This window comes from Rhodopseudomonas telluris (assembly GCF_042432815.1).
In the GTDB taxonomy this organism is placed as follows: Bacteria; Pseudomonadota; Alphaproteobacteria; order Rhizobiales; family Xanthobacteraceae; genus Rhodopseudomonas; species Rhodopseudomonas telluris.
The window spans coordinates 247,277-268,040 of the sequence record NZ_JBHLWM010000012.1 but is presented as its reverse complement, the minus strand read 5'-3'; the positions used below and the strand labels follow the sequence as shown (position 1 = coordinate 268,040).

General features: G+C 64.6%; 3 protein-coding genes. 2 read left to right on the top strand and 1 reads right to left on the bottom strand.

What is annotated here, in order from left to right:
* The first annotated feature begins 7 nt into the window (after nucleotides 1–7).
* Both ACFFJ6_RS25110 and ACFFJ6_RS25105 read left to right on the top strand, forming a co-directional pair.
* Entirely contained in the window at nucleotides 8–1,906 is a 1,899-nt protein-coding gene (locus ACFFJ6_RS25110; RefSeq protein ID WP_378393102.1) for a hybrid sensor histidine kinase/response regulator, read from the top strand.
* A gap of 94 nt (nucleotides 1,907–2,000) precedes the next feature.
* Nucleotides 2,001–2,477 carry a hypothetical protein gene (locus ACFFJ6_RS25105; protein WP_378393100.1) on the top strand — a complete coding sequence of 159 codons (477 nt, stop codon included), beginning with the start codon at nucleotides 2,001–2,003 and terminating at the stop codon, nucleotides 2,475–2,477.
* 86 nt (nucleotides 2,478–2,563) lie between these two features.
* On the opposite strand, the gene ACFFJ6_RS25100 is transcribed toward ACFFJ6_RS25105, so the two are convergent.
* Nucleotides 2,564–20,659, bottom strand: coding sequence for a T1SS-143 repeat domain-containing protein (locus tag ACFFJ6_RS25100; protein WP_378393098.1), 18,096 nt, complete (start codon nucleotides 20,657–20,659; stop codon nucleotides 2,564–2,566).
* Nucleotides 20,660–20,764 lie beyond the last annotated feature (105 nt).

The following is a 20,764-nucleotide window of genomic DNA, read 5'->3' as shown; positions in this document are numbered from 1 at the left end:
GCTCAGAATGACTGAACGGAGCAAGCCTGACCGCGAGCTTTTCGAGAGCGAGCGGGCGTTCCGGATCTTGGTCCAGGGCGTGACCGATTACGCCATCTACATGCTGGATCACACGGGGATCGTGTCGAGCTGGAATACCGGGGCGGCCCGCATCAAAGGCTATGAGGCTTCGGAGGTCATCGGCCGCCACTTCTCGATCTTCTATCCGCCAGAGGATCAAGCCGCAGGCCTGCCCGAACGCGCCCTCGCCGCAGCCCGTGCGACCGGACGGTTCGAAGCCGAGGGCTGGCGGCTGCGCAAGGACGGCACCCGCTTCTTCGCCTCCGTGGTGATCGACGCCATTGTGGAGGAAGGCCAGTTTATCGGCTTCGCCAAGATCACCCGCGACATCACCGAGCGACTGAAGGCTCGCTCCGCGCTGGCCGAGAGCGAAAACCACTTTCGCCTGCTGGTCGGAAACATCACGGACTACGCGCTCTATATGCTCGATCCGCAGGGCTTCATCACCAACTGGAACCTCGGCGGACAGCGCATCAAGGGCTACGTGCCCGACGAAATCGTCGGGCAGCATTTCGGCCGGTTCTACACGCCGGCCGATCAGAAGGCCGGAAAGCCGGCGCGCGCGTTGCAGATCGCCCGCGAGACCGGCCGCTACGAAGAAGAGGGTTTTCGCGTCCGCAAGGACGGCAGCTTCTTCTGGGCAAGCGTGATCATCGATCCGATCCGCAACGATTCCGGCGAGCTGATCGGCTTCGCCAAGATCACCCGGGACATCACCGAACGCCGCGAGGCGCAGCAGAAGCTTGAACGCGTTCAGGCCGAACTCGCCGAGTCCCGCAAGATGGACGCGCTCGGCCAACTGACCGGCGGTGTCGCGCACGACTTCAACAATCTGCTGATGGGACTCGCCGGCGGCCTGCATCGGATCAAGCGATCGAGCACCGATCCCGCCATTCTCAAGACGATTTCCGCGATGGAAGGCAGCATCAAGCGCGGTGCGGGCCTGACACGGCAGTTGCTCACCTTCGCACGACGACAGCAGGTCCATCCGGTTCGGCTCGATCTCGCGAAGACGGTGTTCTCGATGCAGGAGGTGCTCAGAGCCGGGCTGCGCGGCAACGTCGCGCTGACCCTCGACATCGCACCGGACGTCTGGCGCGTCCACACCGATCCGGGCGAACTGGAAACCGCGCTGGTCAACCTCGTGATCAATGCCCGCGACGCGCTGCTCGAGGGCGGCGACGTTCGGATCAGCGCCTCCAATCACCAGGCCGGAGCCAGCGACTCGACGGACTACGTGCGGATCGCGGTGAAAGATAACGGTGTCGGCATTCCACCTGACGTGCTCGAGAAGGTGTTCGATCCGTTCTTCACCACCAAGCCGGTCGGACAAGGCACCGGCCTCGGGCTGTCGCAGGTTCATGGCTTCGCCAACCAGGCGGGCGGTCGCGTCGAGGTCGAAAGCCAGCTCGGCGAAGGCACCGAGGTGTCGATCTGGCTGCCGCGCGCGCGCGACGAGGAGATCGAGGATCCGGTCGAAGCCACCGACAAGACGGTCGGCACCGTCCTGATGGTCGAGGACAATCCCGACGTTGCCAGCGCCGGCGCGATGCTGCTGGAAGAACTCGGCTACCGGGTGAAATGGGCTCCGGATGCGGAGACGGCGCTGAGCGAAGTCGAGAACGACGGGATCGACATCGTGTTCAGCGATATCGTCATGCCCGGCCGGATGGACGGCCTCGGCCTCGCCAGACGCCTCAAGCGCAAATATCCGTCACTGCCGATCATCCTCACGACCGGCTACAGCGATGCGGTGCTACGCACCGATGTCGAATTCCCGATGGTGCGCAAGCCGTACGAGCTGCACGAACTCAGCCTGGCGTTCGACAGGATCAACATCCGCTGAGACTCGGTGACCGCCGCGCGTCCGGTCGCAAACGATCATTGAAGTCGGCACAACGCTGCGGCAAGCTGCCGATCGATGAACCGATAGGCGGGCGATGCGGGCGACGATCGACCAGAGGAGTTTGACCGGGGCAATCGGCGGCGCGTGGCTCGCGATCCTGGTGATAACCGTCGGCATTGCGTCAGCACGCGCGCAGACGCCCTCCCCGGCCCCAGCGCCGCCGACGTCGTCGGTCGAGCGCACGGCCCGCACCGCCGCCGGCAAGCCCGTCCAGGTCGGTGTCTACGTCAATGTGCAGCCCGACTGCTCGTCCGGCCCGCTCCCATCCATCCGTCTGGTTTCGCCGCCGTCCAACGGCACGCTTCAGGTCAAGCGCGGCAAGATCAGCGCGACCAACTACAAGCAGTGCCTGGCGCTCGAAGTGCCGGGCTTTATTGCCTTCTACCAGAGCAAAGCAGACTTCAGCGGCACCGACACGGTGACGCTCGAGGTCAAGTTTCCGCAAGGCCGCATCGAGGTGCAGCGGATCACCGTGAACGTCGGCATCGGACCCGGCGGCCAGCGAATCTGAGGCCGGCCGTCAAACCGCAACCATCTCTCGAATGCGACAACGACCCGCCGGCTTACGCCAGCGGGTCGTTGTCGTTGAAACCGGACTCAGGCCGCCACGGTCAGCGAGTGTGTCGCGTTCTCGAACTGCGCCAGAACGGTGTTGCCAGCCGTGTGATAGCCCTGCAGCACCGCGACATCCGCCCAGTTCTGACCGCCGGTCACCCCATTGAGGTCAACCTGCACCTTCACGTCGGCGCCTGAATTCACCAGCCTGACGAAATCGGCATCGACGTTGTTGCCGGGGCCATAGGCGGCATCGAGCAGAGCCGACAGATCGAGCGTGTCACCCTCGGCGCTGCTGTAGTCGATGATGGTGTCGAAGTTGGACGCACCCGATTCAGCGAACTTGAAGGTGTCGCTGCCCGAGCCGCCGCGCAGCGTATCGTGGTCGGCACCACCGGCCAGGATATCGTTCCCGCCACCTCCTCGGAGATAATCGCTGCCGGCGCCGCCCGACAGGATGTCGTTCTGCCCGCCGCCGAAGATCAGATCCTTGCCGTCGCCGCCGGTGATCGCGTTGGCGGTGCCATTTTCGCCCGCGATCAGATTGTCCGATGACGAGCTGGACAGATTGACCGTCCGGAAGCCGCCGCTCTCGTTCGGATCGTTGGCCCTTACGGTGTAGACCGTGGTGTCGAGATCGTAGCCATCGACCGAGCCGTCATCGAACGAGATCCGCTCGATGACGCGATTGCTCGACGTGAAGTGATCGTTCACCGTGATCTGCTGGCCGTTGTACTGAATGACCAGATTTCCGGTGTTGGTGCCATTGTTGTCGTCATAGGCGACCAGGCCGGACAGCGCGGCGCCGTTGCTGTCGATGAAGATCGCATCCGCCGCGCCGGCGTAATCGGTGATGGTGTCGTTCCCATCGGTCAGACCGAACGCATAGACGTCGTTGCCGGACCCCGCACTGAGCGTGTCGTTGCCCTTGCCGCCGACGATCAGGTTGTTGCCGCCGCCGCCATCGAGGGTATCGGCCAGATCGCCGCCGAAGATCAGGTCGGCGCCCGAGCCGCCGGTGATCTTGTTGGCCGCGCTGATTTCACCGGCGATGAAATTGTCACCACCCGAAACAGTGACGGTTCGGAAACCGTTGCCGTCCATGAACGGGTCCGCGTTATTGACGGCGTAGTCCAACGTGCCGAGCGTATAGCCGTACACGGTCCCATTGTCGAAATTGATCAGGTTCACCGCGTTGCCGAAACCGTCGTAGTGCGCTTCGACGTCGATCGACTGGCCGTTGAACTGGATCATCAGATCGCCGGAGTAAGCATACGTATCGGTGTCGTACGCGTTGAGTCCCGTCAGCTCGGCGCCGTTGGTCTTGATGACGATCCTGTCGCCCGTTCCGCTCTCGTCGTAGATGGTGTCCTTGCCGTCGGCGAGACCGAACAGGTAGGTGTCGTCGTTGGCGCCGCCCTCGAGACGGTCGTTGCCGAGCCCTCCGACCAGCAAGTCGTTGCCGGCATTGCCGTACAGCGTGTCGTGACCGCCATTGCCGAACATCATGTCCTTGGCGCTGCCACCCGACATGGTGTCGCTGGCCTCGGTGCCGGCAATGATGGAGTTCGTTGACCCCGACGAATTATTCAGACCTTGCGCGAGCGTGTACAGGCCGGTGATACCGAACCCTCCGTAGTTCGCGTTGTTCTGGAACAGGAAGTTTTCGAACTTGTTGCCGCCGACGTACTGGTCGAGCACGGTGGCGTAACCGTTGCTGCTGCTGCTTGCCCAGCCGATCTCCAGATTGTCGTCGCTGCGCAGGAAGCCTAGCGACGTCAGCGTCGCAAACGTCGCATTGGCGATCCTCAGATTGTCGGTCCCACCGGCATCCTTGAACGACATGGGCGCTCCGGTGTTCTCGTAGACATCGACGGTCGAGTCGGAAGCGTACGAGGTGTAGTCGGACCGGTTGGCATTGCCGAACCCGATGGTGATCGTGTCCGCCGTCGCATCGCTGGCGCCGGTGCTGTCCTTCACCTTGAAGCCGAACTGGACGGTTCCCAGGTTGGATCGGAACGCATCATCCGTCGGCGCGAAATTCAGCATGCCGGCGGCGATGTCGGCCGCCGAGATGAACTGACCGACGGTGACCGCGGCATTGCCGTACAGCAGCTTGCCGACACTGTTGTTCGCGGTCAGCGACGTGATGGTCACGCCGCTCATCGCGTCGCCGTCGCCATCGCTGTAGCCGAAGTCCGCCAGCGTGAACACGCGGGTGACGTCTTCCGTCATTGTCACCGTCGAGCTGGTGCCGGTCGGTGCATCGCTGACGCTGCCGATCGTGAAGGACGCGGTAGCCGTCGAGGTGCCGCCGTGACCGTCGCTGACCGTGTAGGTGAAGCTCGCGGGACCATTGTAGTTTGCCGTCGGCGTAAAGGTAATGGTCGTGCCGTTGAGCGCCACGGTGCCGTGCAAAGCGCCCTGCACGGAAACGATGCTCAGCGTGTCACCGTCCTGGTCGGTGTCGTTGGCGAGCAGCGTCGCCGCGGAGATCGTGTACGGCGTATCCTCCTGCGCGCCGGCCGGCAGGCCGCCCCATTCGATCACGTAGCCCCAGGTATCGCCGCCGCCGCTATTCGGCGCGTCGTTCCAGGTGCCGTTGCCGAGCCAATTCTTGTAGATCTGAACGTAGTCTTCGTCCGGAGCGTAGATGCCGCCATTGTTCGGCTCACCCTGCTCCCACGGCGCATAAGAGATCGCCTGGCCGCTCTCCGGGCCGCCGGTCCAGGTGAAGGCCCCCTCGTGGCCGGCATCCGAGGCCCCGATCCAGGCTCCATAGGTGGACAGGAAGTTCACATGGGAGGTCACGAACTGGTTTTCGCCCGCGCTGGTGATCGTCACCAGATAGCCGCCGGCTGCCTTCGCCAACGCGTCGGCCTCGGTCCAGGTGAAGTTGTCGCCGGCCCCGCCGACGAACTGATAGACGTGGCCATTATAGCTGAACACGCCCGGCGTGCCGGCCGCTGGCCCGCTCGAGGCCGCCAGCAAAACGTCGTCGACCGCTACCGGCGCGTGGTTGGCCACGGTGTTGATCGTGTAGTTGCCGCTGCTGCCGCCGCTGCCGGCATTGCCGGCCAGGTCGGTGTAGGTCCCGGCGACCGTGATGACGTTGGTGCTGTCGTTGATATTGGTCGTCGGCGTGAAGGTGCCCACCCAGGTCAGGCCGCCATTCGATGAACTCAACGGACCCAGCGCGCCGTTCTGGACGGTGACGTCGGTGTTGTCGAAATTGGTGACCGCCTCCGAGAAGGTGATGGTCACGGTCGAGGTTTCGCCCGCCGTCAAGGCGGTGTCGCTCATCGTCACCGAGGCGACGGTCGGCGCGAGCGTGTCGACCGTATAATTTCCGCTGGTCTTGCCGCTGCCCGCATTGCTGGCGAGGTCGGTGTAGGTCGGCGCCACCGTGATCACATTGGTGGTGTCGGTGATGTTGGTGGTGGGCACGAAATTGCCGGTCCAGGTGATCCCCCCATCGGAGGACGTCAGCTGGCCGAGCGTTCCGTTTTCCACGGTGACGTCATTGTTGTCGAAGCCGGTCACCGCCTCGGAGAAGGTGATGGTCACCACCGAGGTGTCGCCGATCTTGAGCGCGGTGTCGCTCATGGTCACCGACAGCACCGTCGGCGGCGTGACGTCGGCGATGTTCACGGCCACGGTGTCGGACGCAGCCGACAGCGCCGTCGCGCCACCATTGAGGGTCGCGTCGACATAGGAGCCGGTCGTGCCGCTGCTGCGATCCCAGGCCTGGAACGTCAGGGCATCGGCGATTGTCCCGGTGTAGTTCGCCGCCGGCGCGAAGTAGAGGCTGTACGCCCCGTCCAGCAGCAGCGCGTGAGTTGCGGACACCGAATTCGGGTTGATCGAAATCCAGTTGGCGCCGCCATTCGGCGACCAGTACCAGGTGCCGTGGCTGCTGTTGACGCCGGTGATCGCCATGCCGGCGACGAAGCCGTCGACGTCCGAGATGTTGTCGAGGCCGCCGCCGCCCTGAAGGTTGGCGAGGTCCGACACCAGCGTGCCGGTGGTGAGGCCACCGACCGGCGCACCCGCATTCTGATTTTCCGTGATAGCCGGCGTCTTGGTCGCGTCCAGCACGGGCGCGTCGTTGACCCCGGTGACGCGGAGCGAGAGCGTCGCGGTCGAGGCGTCCACGCCGTCGCCATGAAGCGTGTAGCTGATCGGGATCGTCAGGAAAGCGCCGTTGCCGAGCTTGTTCCAGTCGGTGCCAAGCAGCGTCACCTGGATCTTGTTGTCACCGGTGACGGTCACTTGGAGATCGCTGGCGTCGATCCCATAGGAATTGGTCGGCACCAGCAGGCTGGCGATGGTCACCGTGTTCGTCGCACCGGCGTCCGGATCGAGCGTATCGTTGGCGAGCACGTTGAACGTCGCCGTCCCGGCGTCTTCGGTCATCCGGAAGGCCGCGTTGGCCCCGCCGTCGTCAGCCACCGCCACCGGCAGATCGTTGACCGGGTTCACGACGATCGACACGGTGTCCGTGTCGCTCTTGGCGCCACCCGCGCCGGCATTTCCGCCGTCGTTGGTGGTCATCGTCAGGGTGTCGGTGCCGTTGAAGTTGAGCGCGCCCTGATAGACGACGTTGTTCGCTGCCGCCAAAGTCGCGTTGATCTGGGCCACGGTGCCGCTGATCGTGACCAGGTCCGTGCCGCTGCCTCCCACGGTGGCGCCGCCGAAGGCCGCAACCGTGAGCGTGCCGTGCGTCACCGCCAGCGTCGTGCTCAGCACGCCATTTCCAGCGTCGACGTCGCTGATCGACAGACCGGTGATCGCCTTGCCGACATCTTCGTTGACGGACTGCGCGCCCGGCACGGTGTTGAGCGGAGCATCGTTCACCGCCGTAACGGTGAGGTCGGAATCGACCTGCTGTGTCGAGAATGCGGAGGTGCCGCCGTTCACCGAGGTGTCGACCTTGGCGCCTTCCAGCCCGCTGGTCTGATCCCAGGCGCGGTAGCTGATCGCCTGGCTGACCGTGCCGTTCCAGTCGGCGTTCGGCTGGAAGTACAGGCGCGCGGACTCAGCGAGCAGCAAGGCCTGCGTGTTCGACACCGACCCGACCTGCGTCCAGGACGCGCCGTTATCCAGCGAGAACCACCAGATGCCATTGGCCGTGTTAGTCGCGGTCAAGGCAATGCCCGTCACGGCGCCCGTATTGGCATCGGTGACGTTATTGTGCCCGCCATTGCCGGGCAAATCGACCAGATCGGCCACGCGCGTGCCGACTGCGCCAGTTGGCGGACCAGCATCCTCGGCCTCCGAGCCCAAGGCGAATCCCGAACCCGACAGCACGGGCGCGCTGTTCGGCGGGACCACGATCTGGTTGACCTGCACTGTCGCGGTGCTTTCCGCCCCATGGCTGTCACGGATCGTGTAGCTGAACGACGTCACACCGGGCTGCACGACGACATCGCCGTTGACCAGCGCGACGCCCTGCCCGCTGACCGAGACCAGCGTGAAGGTGTCGTTGTGGTCGATATCGCTGTCGTTCGCGAGCAGCGTGGCAGCCGACACGGTCAGCGGCGACGCCGTGTACCACTTCATGTTGTCGATGCTGACCTGCAGCTCGTAGCTGCCGGTGTTGCTGCTGCTCGAACCGAAGCGCCCCACTTCGATGTAATAGGTGCCGTCCACCGTCGCCGTATAGGTCAGGTACGAGTCGACGTCGCCATTGCTGTCGGTCGATCCGCCGCCTCCGGTCGATTTCGACGAGTCGTCATTGTAGCCGAGCTGCGTGCCTCCCTGGCTGAAGATCCGCAAGGTGGTGTCGAGGTTGAACGACGTATTGTCGATATCGAGGACCAGCGTCTCGCCGGCCTTCAGCGTGATAGCGAAATAGTCCTTACTATTGTCGTTGATCGATCCCTTGACGGTGATCGACGGATCGCTCGCATCGGTCAGATTGGCATTGGGCGCCACCTTGAGCAGCGAACGATCAATGACGTTGGCCTGCGGGAAGTTGTTGTTGGTTTCGGCCTCGTTGAACACGGGCGTCGATGTCGCCGTGCCCGGCGCGGTGCCGACCAGCGTCATCGTGACGGTGTCGGCCTTTGCCACCGGGGCGTCGTTCGTGCCGTGCAGCAGCACATCGACATTCTGCGAGGTGACGCCGCCATGGCCGTCGTCGACGGTGACCACGTAGGTCTGGGTGATGGTCTCGCCCAACGCCAGCTGCTGGATGTCGGCATCACTGACCGCATAAGTCCAGCTGATCGTGCCCACGCCGTCGGCCGTGGCACTGTCGGTGATCACCGGCGTAAAGGTGCCGTAATAGCCGCTCGCAGCCGGCGTATAGCTGACCTGGTGGACATTGCCGATATCGGCATCGGTGAAGCTGAGTGTCCCCTGGGCGGTCTCGATCCCAGGCGTGACGACCGCCTTGACCGACACGTCGTCGAGCACCCACCAGCCCTTGGTGTCCTGCATCTCGATCGTCAGCGCGGTGCTCGGCCCGGTCGCCACGACGTTGATGCTGTAGAGCGTGAAGTTCGAGTAACCTCCCGACGCCGGGATGTTGCCCTGCGCCATCACCGTCTGGCCGCCCCACAGTACGTTCAGGCTTTCGACTTCGCCCGCCGTATCGAACGGATTGGAGGCCCAGAACCGAATGTTATAGGTGACGCCGGCCACCGTCTGGAAGGTCTGGCCCAGCGAGCCCGTGCCCAGATAGACGCCGACCGCGTTGCTGCCGCTGTGCGGCTCACCGAGGCTGGTGACGTTGCTGGTGGTCCAGCCGCTGAGCCGAGCGGCGTTGGTCGGCCCTTCGAAGCTGCCGTTGGTCACGCGCTCCGTGAGCGGAATGGTGGAGGAGAAATCCTCCGTCACGCTGCCGCTGCTGGTCGAGGTGAACACCGGCGCCGAATTGACGACGTCCTGCAGCGTCCTGGTGCCGTCCGCGAAGACGAAGTTTTCGTAATTGGTGAAGACGTTTGTCAACCCGTTATAGGTCACCTGCGCGCCGATGACCGTCTGACCGTCGGGCGCATACACCCTGGCGTAGCTTGCATCCGCGAAGTTGAACGCGAACTTGACGGTGTCGGTGTCGGCGCCGCCGTCGGAGACGATGCGCACGTCGTACGCAAAGCCCGTCAGGTCGGTCGTGTCGTTGCCGGCTTCGCCGTTGATGGTCAGCGTCGAGGCCGCCAGGCCGGTCCCCAGCAGCGGGCCCGAGACGTTGAAGCTGTCGCCGCCGCCGCCGCCATTGACTACCCATTCCTCGACCGCCTTGGTGGCGACTTCGAAGTTGGACGAGGACGCGGCCGTCGATGTCGTATCGATATTCGCGCCCAGATAGCTGGAGCCGTTGAGACCGATGGCGTTGATGTTGAAGGTCTCGGCGCTGCCGGTGCCGTCGATGATCTGGGTGTCGGTGTCGGCGCCGCCATCCACCGTGTCGGTGCCGCCGCTGCCGACGGTGTAGATGATGGTGTCGTTGCCGGCGCCGCCTTGCAGCGTGTTGAACCCGCCGCCGCCGATCAGGATATCGTTGCCGTCGTGACCAAACAGCTTGTTGTTGCCGGCCCCTCCGATGAGGATGTCGTCGCCGTTGCCGCCATCGGCCATCGACAGCGTCCCGAGGCGGTCCAGACCAACGACGCGGTCGGACACCGAGGCGCGATCCGTGACGGTGTGCGCCGCGACGGTCTGGCCGTCGTAAGTCTGCGCGGTGTCGCTCATGTTGACGAACACCGCCGAATTCGGCGCGGTGTAACCGCTCGACACCGCCCCCGCCGCATCGACAATGACGGTGAAGTTGTTGACGAAGCCCTTGTCCCCGTCACCGTCCTCGATCTGGAAGCTGAAATTCAGCGACAGCTGCTGCGTGCTTCCGGTCGCGGTCGGATGATCGAGCGGCTGCAGCAGGGTGAACGTGTAGGCGCCAGTGCCGGCGTCGGACAGCGCCACCGTGAACACCTGGGCATCCGCCGCATTGGCGATGTTGCTGCCGAGCGACGCGCCGTTCTGGCCGACATACGACGTCCCGTTGAAGCGGTAGGCAGTCAGCGTGGTGCCGTCCGCCGACAAGACGTACGTCAGGCCGACGCCGAGCGAACTCAGCGAGACCGCATTCCCGTTCTGATCCAGAACATGGGTGGGCGCTGCAGTGAAGAACGTCACCGAGGGACCGGCGCTCTGGCCATCGGCGCCATAGTCGATCCGCAGGTCGACGGGGCCGGTCGACACGCTCCCGGCCGCCTCCTCGATCGTCACCGCGTCGATATCGGCGGACTGCGCATCGCCATCGGCGACGTTCACGGTGATCGACTGCGTCACCGCATCGCCGTCGCCGTCATAGCCCGTGATGCCGAAGGTGAGCGGCATGGACGAGTCGTGGGCGGGCGTATGATCGAGCGGCTGGTACAGCACGAACTGGTAGGAGGCGTTACTTCCAATCAGGTTCACGGTGAACACCGGATGATCCGGCGTGTCGCCATCCTTGTAGGCGACCAACTTCTGATCGAGCGGATTGGTGCTGCCATCGGCCGCGACGATCGCGTATTTCAGCACCGCGCCGCCGGAGGTGAGCAGCAACGTGTTGCCGCTGCCGTCGGTGATCGCGGTGTTGGTGAAGGTCAGGTGAGCCTTGGTGTCGTCGGCGTTCCAGTCGATGTTCAGGTAGCCGAAAGTGCTCTGTACGCCACTGGCCAGAAGAGCTTCCGCAACCGAACCGCTGTCGGCGGTACCAGTCACTTGCGGCACGTCGTCTTGCACCTGAACCGTGAACGAGCCGGACGCTGTGTCGCTGTCGCTATCGGTTACCGTGAAGCCGAAGGTGAGCGGAAGCGAGTTGCTGCCCTGGCCGGCCGGTTGGTCGAGATTGTCGTAGAGCGTGAAGCTGTATGAACCGCTGCCGCTGTCGGACAGCGACACGGCGAACACCCGCGCCAGGTTGGATGGCGACGTGCCCAGATCGTAGCCGCCGCCGTTCAGGTAGTGGCCGCCCTCGTATCGGTAAGCCGTCAGCGTCTGGCCATCGGCCGAAAGCCGATAGATCAGGTCGATGCCGTTGGACGTGAACGCCGGCACCATGCCGCCCAGAGCCGGGTCGAACGCAATCGATCGGTCGTGCGCGCCTGCCCCCGCGGTCGGGTTGGCATCGTCCGCACCCCAGGAGATGTTGAGGGAAACGTTGGACAGACTCTGGGCCTGGAACGCGTTCGAGAAGCCCGAGGCCGTCACCTCGATGACCGATTGTTCGGCGATCGCGCGCACCGTCGGGAGATCGTCGTTGATCGTGGTCCGGATGATGCCGGTCACCACGTCGCCGTCGCCATCGCTGAAGGCCACCGTCGCGTCAACCCGGATGCTCGGGATCTGGGAGCCGTCCTGGGCCGCGACATGATCGAGCACGCCGTAAAGCGTCGTGGTCGCGCTGGTGTCCGTATCGGTCAGCTTGATTTCGAGGATGGTTTCGTCGCCATTGCCGCCATTGTCGGCGGACGCGACATAGCCGCGGATGGTGTTGTCGTCGACCTTGACGAAGGTGATCGCGCGGCCCTCGGACGTCAGCAGCGGTTCGCGATGCGCGCCGCCGGAGACGTCGAAGCTGACATTGCCGGCGAGGCCAGGCCCGATGTCGAGTTTGATCGCGCCTGTGAACGCGGTGGCGCCATAGCCGTCGGCGCCGAACTGCACCGCAAAGCTGTGGCCGTTGACGTCGCTGCCGCCGCTGAGCTGCGACTCGTAGACGTCGTTGTAGCGGTAGGTCTGGGTCAGCGTCGGGGTGTCGTCGTTGACCTTCACGGTCAGCGAGCCGGCGGCGGTGTCGTTGTCGCGATCCGTGACCGTGTAGTTGAACGTCAGCGTCAACGTCTCTTCGGTCGTGCCCGGGGTCGGATGCGCCAGCGGCTTGAGCGCCGTGAAGGTGTAGGACCCGTCGGCGTTGATGGTCAGCCGCGCCGCATCGCCGTGGGCGCCCGACGCGATCCAGGTGGTCGCGCCACCGACCACCGCCGGATTGCCCCAGGTGACCTGCTCGGTGTGCGAGACGCCATTGCCGTCGGTGTAGATTGCGCTGAAGGCCGTCGTGGCGTCCAGCACCACGTTCTTGAGTCCGTCAGCACCGATCGCGAACAGCGCTCCGGCCGCGCCGGTCGCCGTCGCCGCATCGGGAACGTCTCCGGCGCCACCGGCATTGCCGGCAAACACGTCGTCGTCGAGCACCGTGGCGGCCGTGATCGCGCCGGTCGAGACTGGCGCATCGTCATGGATAGTCGTCCGGATGATGCCGGTGACGACGTCACCATCGCCGTCGCTGAAGGCGACAGTGGCATCGACCCGGATGCTGGTGATCTGCGACCCGTCCTGTACGGCGATGTGATCGATCGAGCCGTACAGAGTCGTGGTCGCGCTCGCATCGGTGTCGGTCAGCTTGATCTCGAGGATCGTGACATCGCCGTTGCCGCCATTGTCGGCGGACGCCACGTAGCCGCGGATGGTGTTGTCGTCGACCTTGACGAAGGTGATCGCCCGGCCCTCGGACGTCAGCAGCGGTTCACGATGCGCGCCACCGGAGACGTCGAAGCCGACATTGCCGGCGAGACCAGGGCCGATGTCGAGCTTGATCGCACCGGTGAACGCGGTGGCGCCATAGCCGTCGGCGCCGAACTGCACCGCGAAGGTGCGACCGTCGACATCGGGGCCACCGCTGAGCTGGGCTTCGTAAACGTCGTTGTAACGATAGGTCTGGGTCAGCGTCGGAGTGTCGTCTGCGACTTTGACCGTCACCGTCTGGTCGACCGAGTCACCGTCGCCGTCCACGCCGCGCACCTGGAAGGTGATCGGCAGAGTCGTGCCATTGGGCCCGGTGTGATCGAGATTCTGGAACAGCGTGAAGATGTAAGTCGGGTTCGACGGCGAGTTCAGCGAGACGATGAACACGGCGTTGCTGTCGACCTGCGCGTCGCCGGTCTTGAACGCGACCAGTTCCTGATCGACGCCATTGGCAGCCGTGCGCAGGACATAGACCAGCGGCACACCATCCGAGGTGAGTCCGGCGGTGATCACTGGGTTGCCACCGGACTTGACGAATTCGAGATGGCGGCTGCCGAAATCGTCGGCATTCCAGTCGATCTTCAACGAGCCGGTCGTGTACGAGACAGCGTTCGCCAGCCCGACTTCGGTGACCGCGCCGACGTCCGGCGTTCCGATCGACAGCGGGACGTCGTCCTTGACGTTGACGGTGAACGAGCTGCTGGCCACGTCCCCATCGCTGTCAGTGACCGAGAAACCGAACATCAGCGGCAGCGTGTTGGCGGCCGCGCCGGTCGGATGATCGAGGTTGTCGTACAGCGTAAAGCTGTAGGAGCCGTTCCCGCTGTCCGACAGCGACGCCGTGAAGACGCGCGCCGAGTCGGACGGTGACGTTCCCAGATCGCCGCCCGAGCCGGTGAGATAGTGACCGTTCTCGTAGCGATAGGCGGTCAGCGTCTGACCATCTGCAGACAGCAGGTAGATCAGATGAATCCCGTTCGAGGTGACCGACGGCACCGAGTTCGCGAGCGACGGATCGAACGCCACCGACCGATCGTTGGTCCCCGCCCCCGCCGTGGGGTTGGCGTTGTCGGATCCCCAGCCGATGTTGAGCGACACGCCGGACAGACTCTGGGCCTGGAAGGCATTGCCCGGCGAAGACGAGGTCACTTCCGTCACGGTCTGGCTGGCGATCGAGCCGATCACCGGGACGTCATCGACCACGTTCACCGTGAAGGTGTTGGACGAGCTGTCGCCGTCGGAATCAGTCGCTGTGTAGTTGAAGGTCAGCGCCAGCGTGTTCTCGCCGTTCCCCGCCGCGTGATCGAGCGGCTTCACCAGCGTGAAGGCGTATTCTCCGTTGTTGAGATCCGACAGCTTGGCGAACAGAACGACGTTCGGCGAGCTTGTCGACGTCGGCGCCGTCGAGCCCGTGTACCCGACGAGTTCGCCGCTCGACAGCACCTTGAAGCGCACCTCCTGCCCGAGCGAGGTCAGGCTGGAGCCGTAGTCCCCGGACACCGAGACATTGGCATTGCTGAACCTGACCGAGCGATCGCCCGGCTGGCCGTTGCCGTCATTGCCGTTATCGGCACCCCAGGCGATGTTCAGAGAAACACCGGTGACCGAGGCCGCCAGGCCGTCGGCCTCGTTGTTGCCGCCCGCCAGCGACTCGTCCTCGACGGTCGCGGTGGTGCCGGTCCCGGCGACCGGCACGTCGTCGACGACGTTGACCTTGAACGTGCTCGACGAGGTGTCGCCATCGCTGTCGGTCGCGGTGTAGTTGAACGTCAGCCCCAGCGTATTCTCGCCATTGCCCGACGCGTGATCGAGCGGCTTCTTCAGCGTGAAGTCATAGGAGCCGCTGTTGGCATCCGACAGCGACACGTAGAACACCACGTTCGACGCGCTGGTCGACGTCGGCACCGGGCCGCCGGTGTAGCCGACCAGTTCCCCGGTCGCGAGCACCTTGAAGTTCACCACCTGCCCGAGCGACGTCAGCTGCGCGCCGTAATCGCCGGAGACGCCGACATTGGCGTTCGTGAAGGCGACCGCGCGATCGCCCGGCTGGCCGGTGCCGCTGTTGGCATCGTCCGCGCCCCAGGAGATGTTCAGCGACACGCCCGAGACCGAGGCGGTCAGCCCGTCGGCTTCGTTGTTGCCGCCCGGCAACGACTCGTCTTCGACCCGCGAGGTGTTGCCACCGGCCGCCACCGGACTGTCGTCGATCACATTGACGGTGAAGTTGTCGCGCGCGATGTCGCCATCGCCATCGCGGACCGTGAAGGTGAACGTGAACGAGATGGTGTCTTCCTGCCAGCTACCCGATCCGCGCAGCGGATGGTCGAGCGGCCCGTTCAGTTCGAAGGTGTAGCCGCCGGCCCCCTGATCCGACAGCGTCACGGTGAAGACGGCCTGGTTGCTCGACGTCGTCGCGGTCAACACCGTGCCGTTGCCGGAGAGCGTGTAGATTAGTTGCTCCCCGCCCGACGTCAGGCCGGCCACCGAGATCGGACCGTTGCCGCCGAACACGGTCACGAACTGTGCCGCAGCAGCAGCGCTGATCATGCCGTCGGCGATATGCGCTCCGCCGGCCCCGCCGAACACCACCGAGCGATCGCCGGCGATCTGGGTCCCGTTGTAGCCGGCGTCGATGCCGGTGTTGGAATCGTCGCCACCCCACAGAATGTTCAGCGGACCGGTCGCGGCCGCAGTGGTGACGTCGGAGAAACCGAACAGCACATAATCGCCGTCGCCAAGACCGCTGGTGTCTTCATTGCCGCCGGGAAGCTGCTCTTCTTCGACGGTGCGGGTGAAAATCGTCCCGATCGCGATCGGGGTATCGTCGATCACCTTGACCATGAATGACGATGGCGCCGACGTGTCACCATCGCTGTCGGTCGCCGTGAACTGGAACTGAAGCGCGAGAGAATCCTCTCCCTGCACGGCACCGGAGTGATCGAGGGTGTCAACCAGCGTGAACTTGTACGAACCGGCATCCGCGTCGGACAGGCTGACGGTGAAGACGACGTGCGCCGCGATCGCCGCATTGGTATTTGCCGGAACCGACGTCGGCTCGACGAGGCCGGTGTAGGCAACCAGCACCTCGCCACCGGCGACGGTGAATGCCTTGTAGTGCAGCTCTTCGCCGCGCGACGTCAGGTGCTGGGAGACGAGCGATGCAATGCCGGCTTGAGTGAAGGCGACCGACCGATCGCCCGGCTGACCGTTGCCGTCGTTCGCGTTGTCGGCTCCCCAGGAAATCGCCAGCGTGCCGCCGGTCGTCTGCGTCGTATTGTCGACGAGGACGTTGCCGAGAATGGTGACGTCTCCGTCGCCCGTGCCCGAACCGTCTTCGTTGCCGGCGCCGACCACGATCGGCTGCTCCTCCTCGACCACGCCGCCCTGATAGGGGCTGCCGATCAGCGGGACGTCGTCGATGACGCGGACCGTGAAGATGTTCGACGAGGTGTCCCCGTCCGAATCCGTCGCAGTGTAGTTGAACGTCAGCGACAGCGTGTTTTCCGAGCCGCCGGCACTGTGATCGAGCGACTTCACCAGCGTGAAATCGTACTCGCCGTTATTGATGTCCGAGAGCTTGGCGTAGAACACCACGTTGCCCGCGCTCGTCGAGCTGGGAGCCGTGGCGCCGGTGTAGCCGACCAGCGTGCTGTCGCCGATCAGCGCGAAATGCACCTCCTGCCCCAGCGACGTGAGCGTCGAACCGTAGGCGCCAACCACCGTGACATTGGCATTGGTGAAGGCGACCGAACGGTCGCCCGGCTGGTCGTTGTTATCGTTGGCGTTGTCGGCGCCCCACGCGATGTTGAGGGAGACGTGACTGACCGAGGCCGCGTAGCCGTCGGCCTCGTTGTTGCCGCCCGGAAGCGACTCGTCTTCCACCGTCGACGTGGTGCCGGCTTTGGCGACCGGCGCATCGTCGATGACGTTGACGGTGAAGCTGCTGCGGGCGATATCGCCGTCGCCGTCGCGCGCCGTGAAGGTGAAGGTGAACGCGAGCTTGTCTTCCTGAGCCGCGCTGTTGCCCGAGACGGGATGATCGAGCACGCCATTGAGCGTGAAATTGTATCCGCCCGTCCCCTGGTCGGACAGCGTGACGGTGAAGACGGTCTGCGCGCTGCCTGCCGTCGTCGCGGTCAGCACGGTGCCGTTCTGCGACAACGTGTAGATCAACGACTCGCCGCCGGAGGTGAGGTTTGCAAGACTGACCGCCCCCGCCCCGCCCGAGACGGCGACGAACTGGGCCGCGACCGCGGCGCTGATCACGCCGTCAACGACATGGGCTCCGCCGGCCCCGCCGAACACCACCGAGCGATCGCCCGCCAACTGGGTGCCGTTGTAGCCGCCGTTCACGGCGACGTTGGAATCGTCGCCACCCCAGAAGATGTTGAGCGGGCCGCCGGCCGATGCGGTCGTCACATCGACGAAGCCGAACAGATTGAAATCGCCGTCGCCGGCCCCGCTGGTGTCCTCGTTGCCACCGGCGAGTTGCTCCTCCTCGACCACACGGGTCAGGATCGTGCCTATTGCCACCGGCGTATCGTCGATCACCTTGACGCCGAACGAGGCCGGCGCGGTGGTGTCACCATCGCTATCGGTCGCCGTGAACTGGAACTGCAGCGCAAGCGATTCCTCGCCCTGCACCTCACCCGGATGATCGATCGTATCGACAAGGGTAAACTTGTAGGAGCCAGCGCCCGCGTCCGACAGGCTGACCGTGAACACGACATGCGCGGCGATCGCCGCACCGGTGTTGGCGGGAACGGTGCTCGGCTCGACGCTCCCGGTGTAGGCAACAAGAACTTCGCCGCCATTGACGGTGAACACCTTGTAGTGGATCTCGTCGCCGCGCGAGGTCAGGTGCTGATCGCGCAACGTCGTGAGGCCTTCGGCGGTGAATGCCACCGACCGATCGCCCGGCTGACCATTGGCATCATTGGCGCTATCGGCGCCCCAGGAAATCGCGAGCGTCCCGCTGGTCGTCTGCGTGGTGTTGTCGCGTGTGATGACCGGCACGCCGAGCACCGAATAGCCGGTATCGGCATCGCCGGCGCCGCCGAAATCCTCGTTGCCGGCGCCGACCACGATCGGCTGCTCTTCTTCCACCGTGCCGGTCTGGTCAGGCGTCCCGATGACCGGCACGTCGTCGACGATATCGACCGTAAAGGTGTTCGACGCGCTATCGCCGTCGGAATCCGTAGCCGTGTAGTTGAAGGTCAACGACAGCGTGTTTTCGCCGCTGCCTGCGGCGTGATCGAGCGGCTTCACCAGCGTGAAGCTGTATTCGCCATTGTTGACGTCAGAGACCGTGGCGAACAGCACGACGTTGCCGCCGGAGGTCGACGTCGGCACTGACTCGCCGGTGTAGCCGACCAGCGTCCCGTCGGACAGCAACGCAAACTGCACGCGGAGTCCGAGCGACGTCAGCGCCTCGCCATAGGCGCCCGTCACGGTGACGTCGGCGTTGCTGAAGGCCACCGAACGGTCACCCGGCTGGCCATCGCCATCGTTGCCGTTGTCGGCCCCCCAGGCGATGTTCAGCGAGACGCCGTCGACCATCGCGGTGACGCCGCCCTCGTCCTCGCCGCTGTTGCCGCCTGGCAGCGACTCGTCGCCTACCGTCGAGATATCGCCGGCTGAGGCAACCGGCACATCGTCGACCACGTTGACCGTGAAGGCGTTCGACGACGTATCACCGTCGCTGTCGGTGGCGGTATAGTTGAAGGTCAGCGACAGCGTATTTTCGCCGGCGCCGGCAGCATGATCGAGCGGCTTGACGAGCGTCAGGCTGTAGCTGCCGTTGCCCGCGTCGGACAGAGACGCAAACAGCACGACATTGAAGGAATTGGTCGACGTCGGGACCGCCTCGCCGGTGTAGCCGACGAGTTCGCCGGTCGCGAGAACGGTGAAGCGAACGGCCTGGCCGAGCGACGTCAGGGTGTCGCCATAGGCCCCCGAAATCGTTACGTCGGCATTGGTGAACGCGACGGCGCGATTGCCGGGCTGCCCCGCATTGGCGTTGGCATCGTCCGAATGCCATTCGATGTTGAGCGAAACACCGGTCACGGAGGCGGTGGGCCCGCCCTCTTGGTCGTTGCCGCCGGGAAGTGCCTCGTCGGCGACCGCCGAACTGGTCCCGGGATTGGCAACCGGGACATCGTCGGTGATGTTGACGGTAAAGCTGGAGCCCACCGGATCGCCGTCGGCGTCGGTCGCGACGACCGCGAAAGTCAGCGGCTGCGTCGCGCCGCTGGCACCGACGTGATCGAGATTATCGAGCAACGTGAAGGTGTAGCTGCCATCGCCGGCGTCGGACAACGTGACCGTAAATACGGCGCGGCCGTCGCCGGCGGTGGCGAGGATCGAGGTGCCGTCGGCGGACAGCGTATAGCTGATCGTCTCGCCGTTGGAAGTCAGGCCGAGCGCGGCGAGCGAGGTCACCGCCGATCCGGCGAAAACCAGGGATCGGTCGCCGAGCACCGCCGCGCCGTTGACGCCGCCGTCGACATTGCTGTTGCCGCTGTCGGCTCCCCAGGAGATGCCGAGCGCTGCCGTCACGCTGCTCGAAACGAAGACGTTGCCCTCGCCGGTCTGCTCCATCAGCGTCGTCGCTGCGACGGTCGCGGCCACGGGCGAGTCGTCATTGACGCCGATGACGATCGACAGCGGCGCGCTGTCACCGCTGCCGTCGGTCGCGATGATATCGATCGTCAGGTTCAGCGTATCTTCGGTGCCGCCGACCGGATGGTCGAGGGGCCGCAGCAGCGTCACCGTGTAGCTGCCGGCCACAGTGGTGGCGGCATCGAGCGAAACGACGAAGACCTGGTTGGCCGCGACGGACGGATCGGCCCCGGTGTAGCCGATCAGGACCGGCTGGCCATTGACGGTGGTGATCTGGATGCTGATCGGCTGTCCGCCCGACGACAGCCCGGTCAGACCCGGCTGGGTCGCTGCAAAGGCGAAGCTGCGCCCCACGAAATCGCTGCCGAAGTCGACATTCAGCGACCCGGTGAGACTGGTCGCAACGCCGGCCGTGTCGCCGAAGCCACCCGGAAGCCCGCCAGGCAGACCGTCTTCATCGACCACAACGCTCACGGCGCCGCCTGGAATCGGCGTCGATGTCGTCGTCTGGCCCGGCGCGAGCTGCTGCGATCCCGGAGCTTCTCCGCTTAGCAGACTTAGCGGCGTACCACCCGCCAGGGCGTCGATCGTGAATGAGCCGAAGTTCGCGCCCGAGGGCGACGCCGGTGCGCCGGGCGTCCCCGCCGCTGGCAAGACCGACTGATCAGTAGTGATCGGAAACAGTTCGGCGAATTCGGTCCCGTTCAGAACACGGCCCGGCGCCATCTCGAAAGACACGTCGGGAAGCGGCGCGCCGGCATTGTTGAATACCGGATCGATCGAGAGCGTCGACTGATTGTCGAACAGGATGATCAGTCGATCGCCGAGCCGAACGAAGGTCAGCTTTTCAGACGAGATCTGACTGAAGTCGATCTTGGCCGCGCCATCGAGATGGATCGTGACCGCCTGCCCACTCTGAGGTTTGGCAATTTTGAGGCTTTTTGGTGCAGCCGACGACTGCGACGACGAGCCCGACAATTGAGCCAACAGGACAGGAGCATTCATGAGCCACAACCTCCACGCGACCCCGTGTCTCGGCGGTCTTCGCGAGGTTAAAATAGTCTTAAAGCTTGGATTAGGTCAATAATTGAGCCGTGTTTTCAGCTAGTT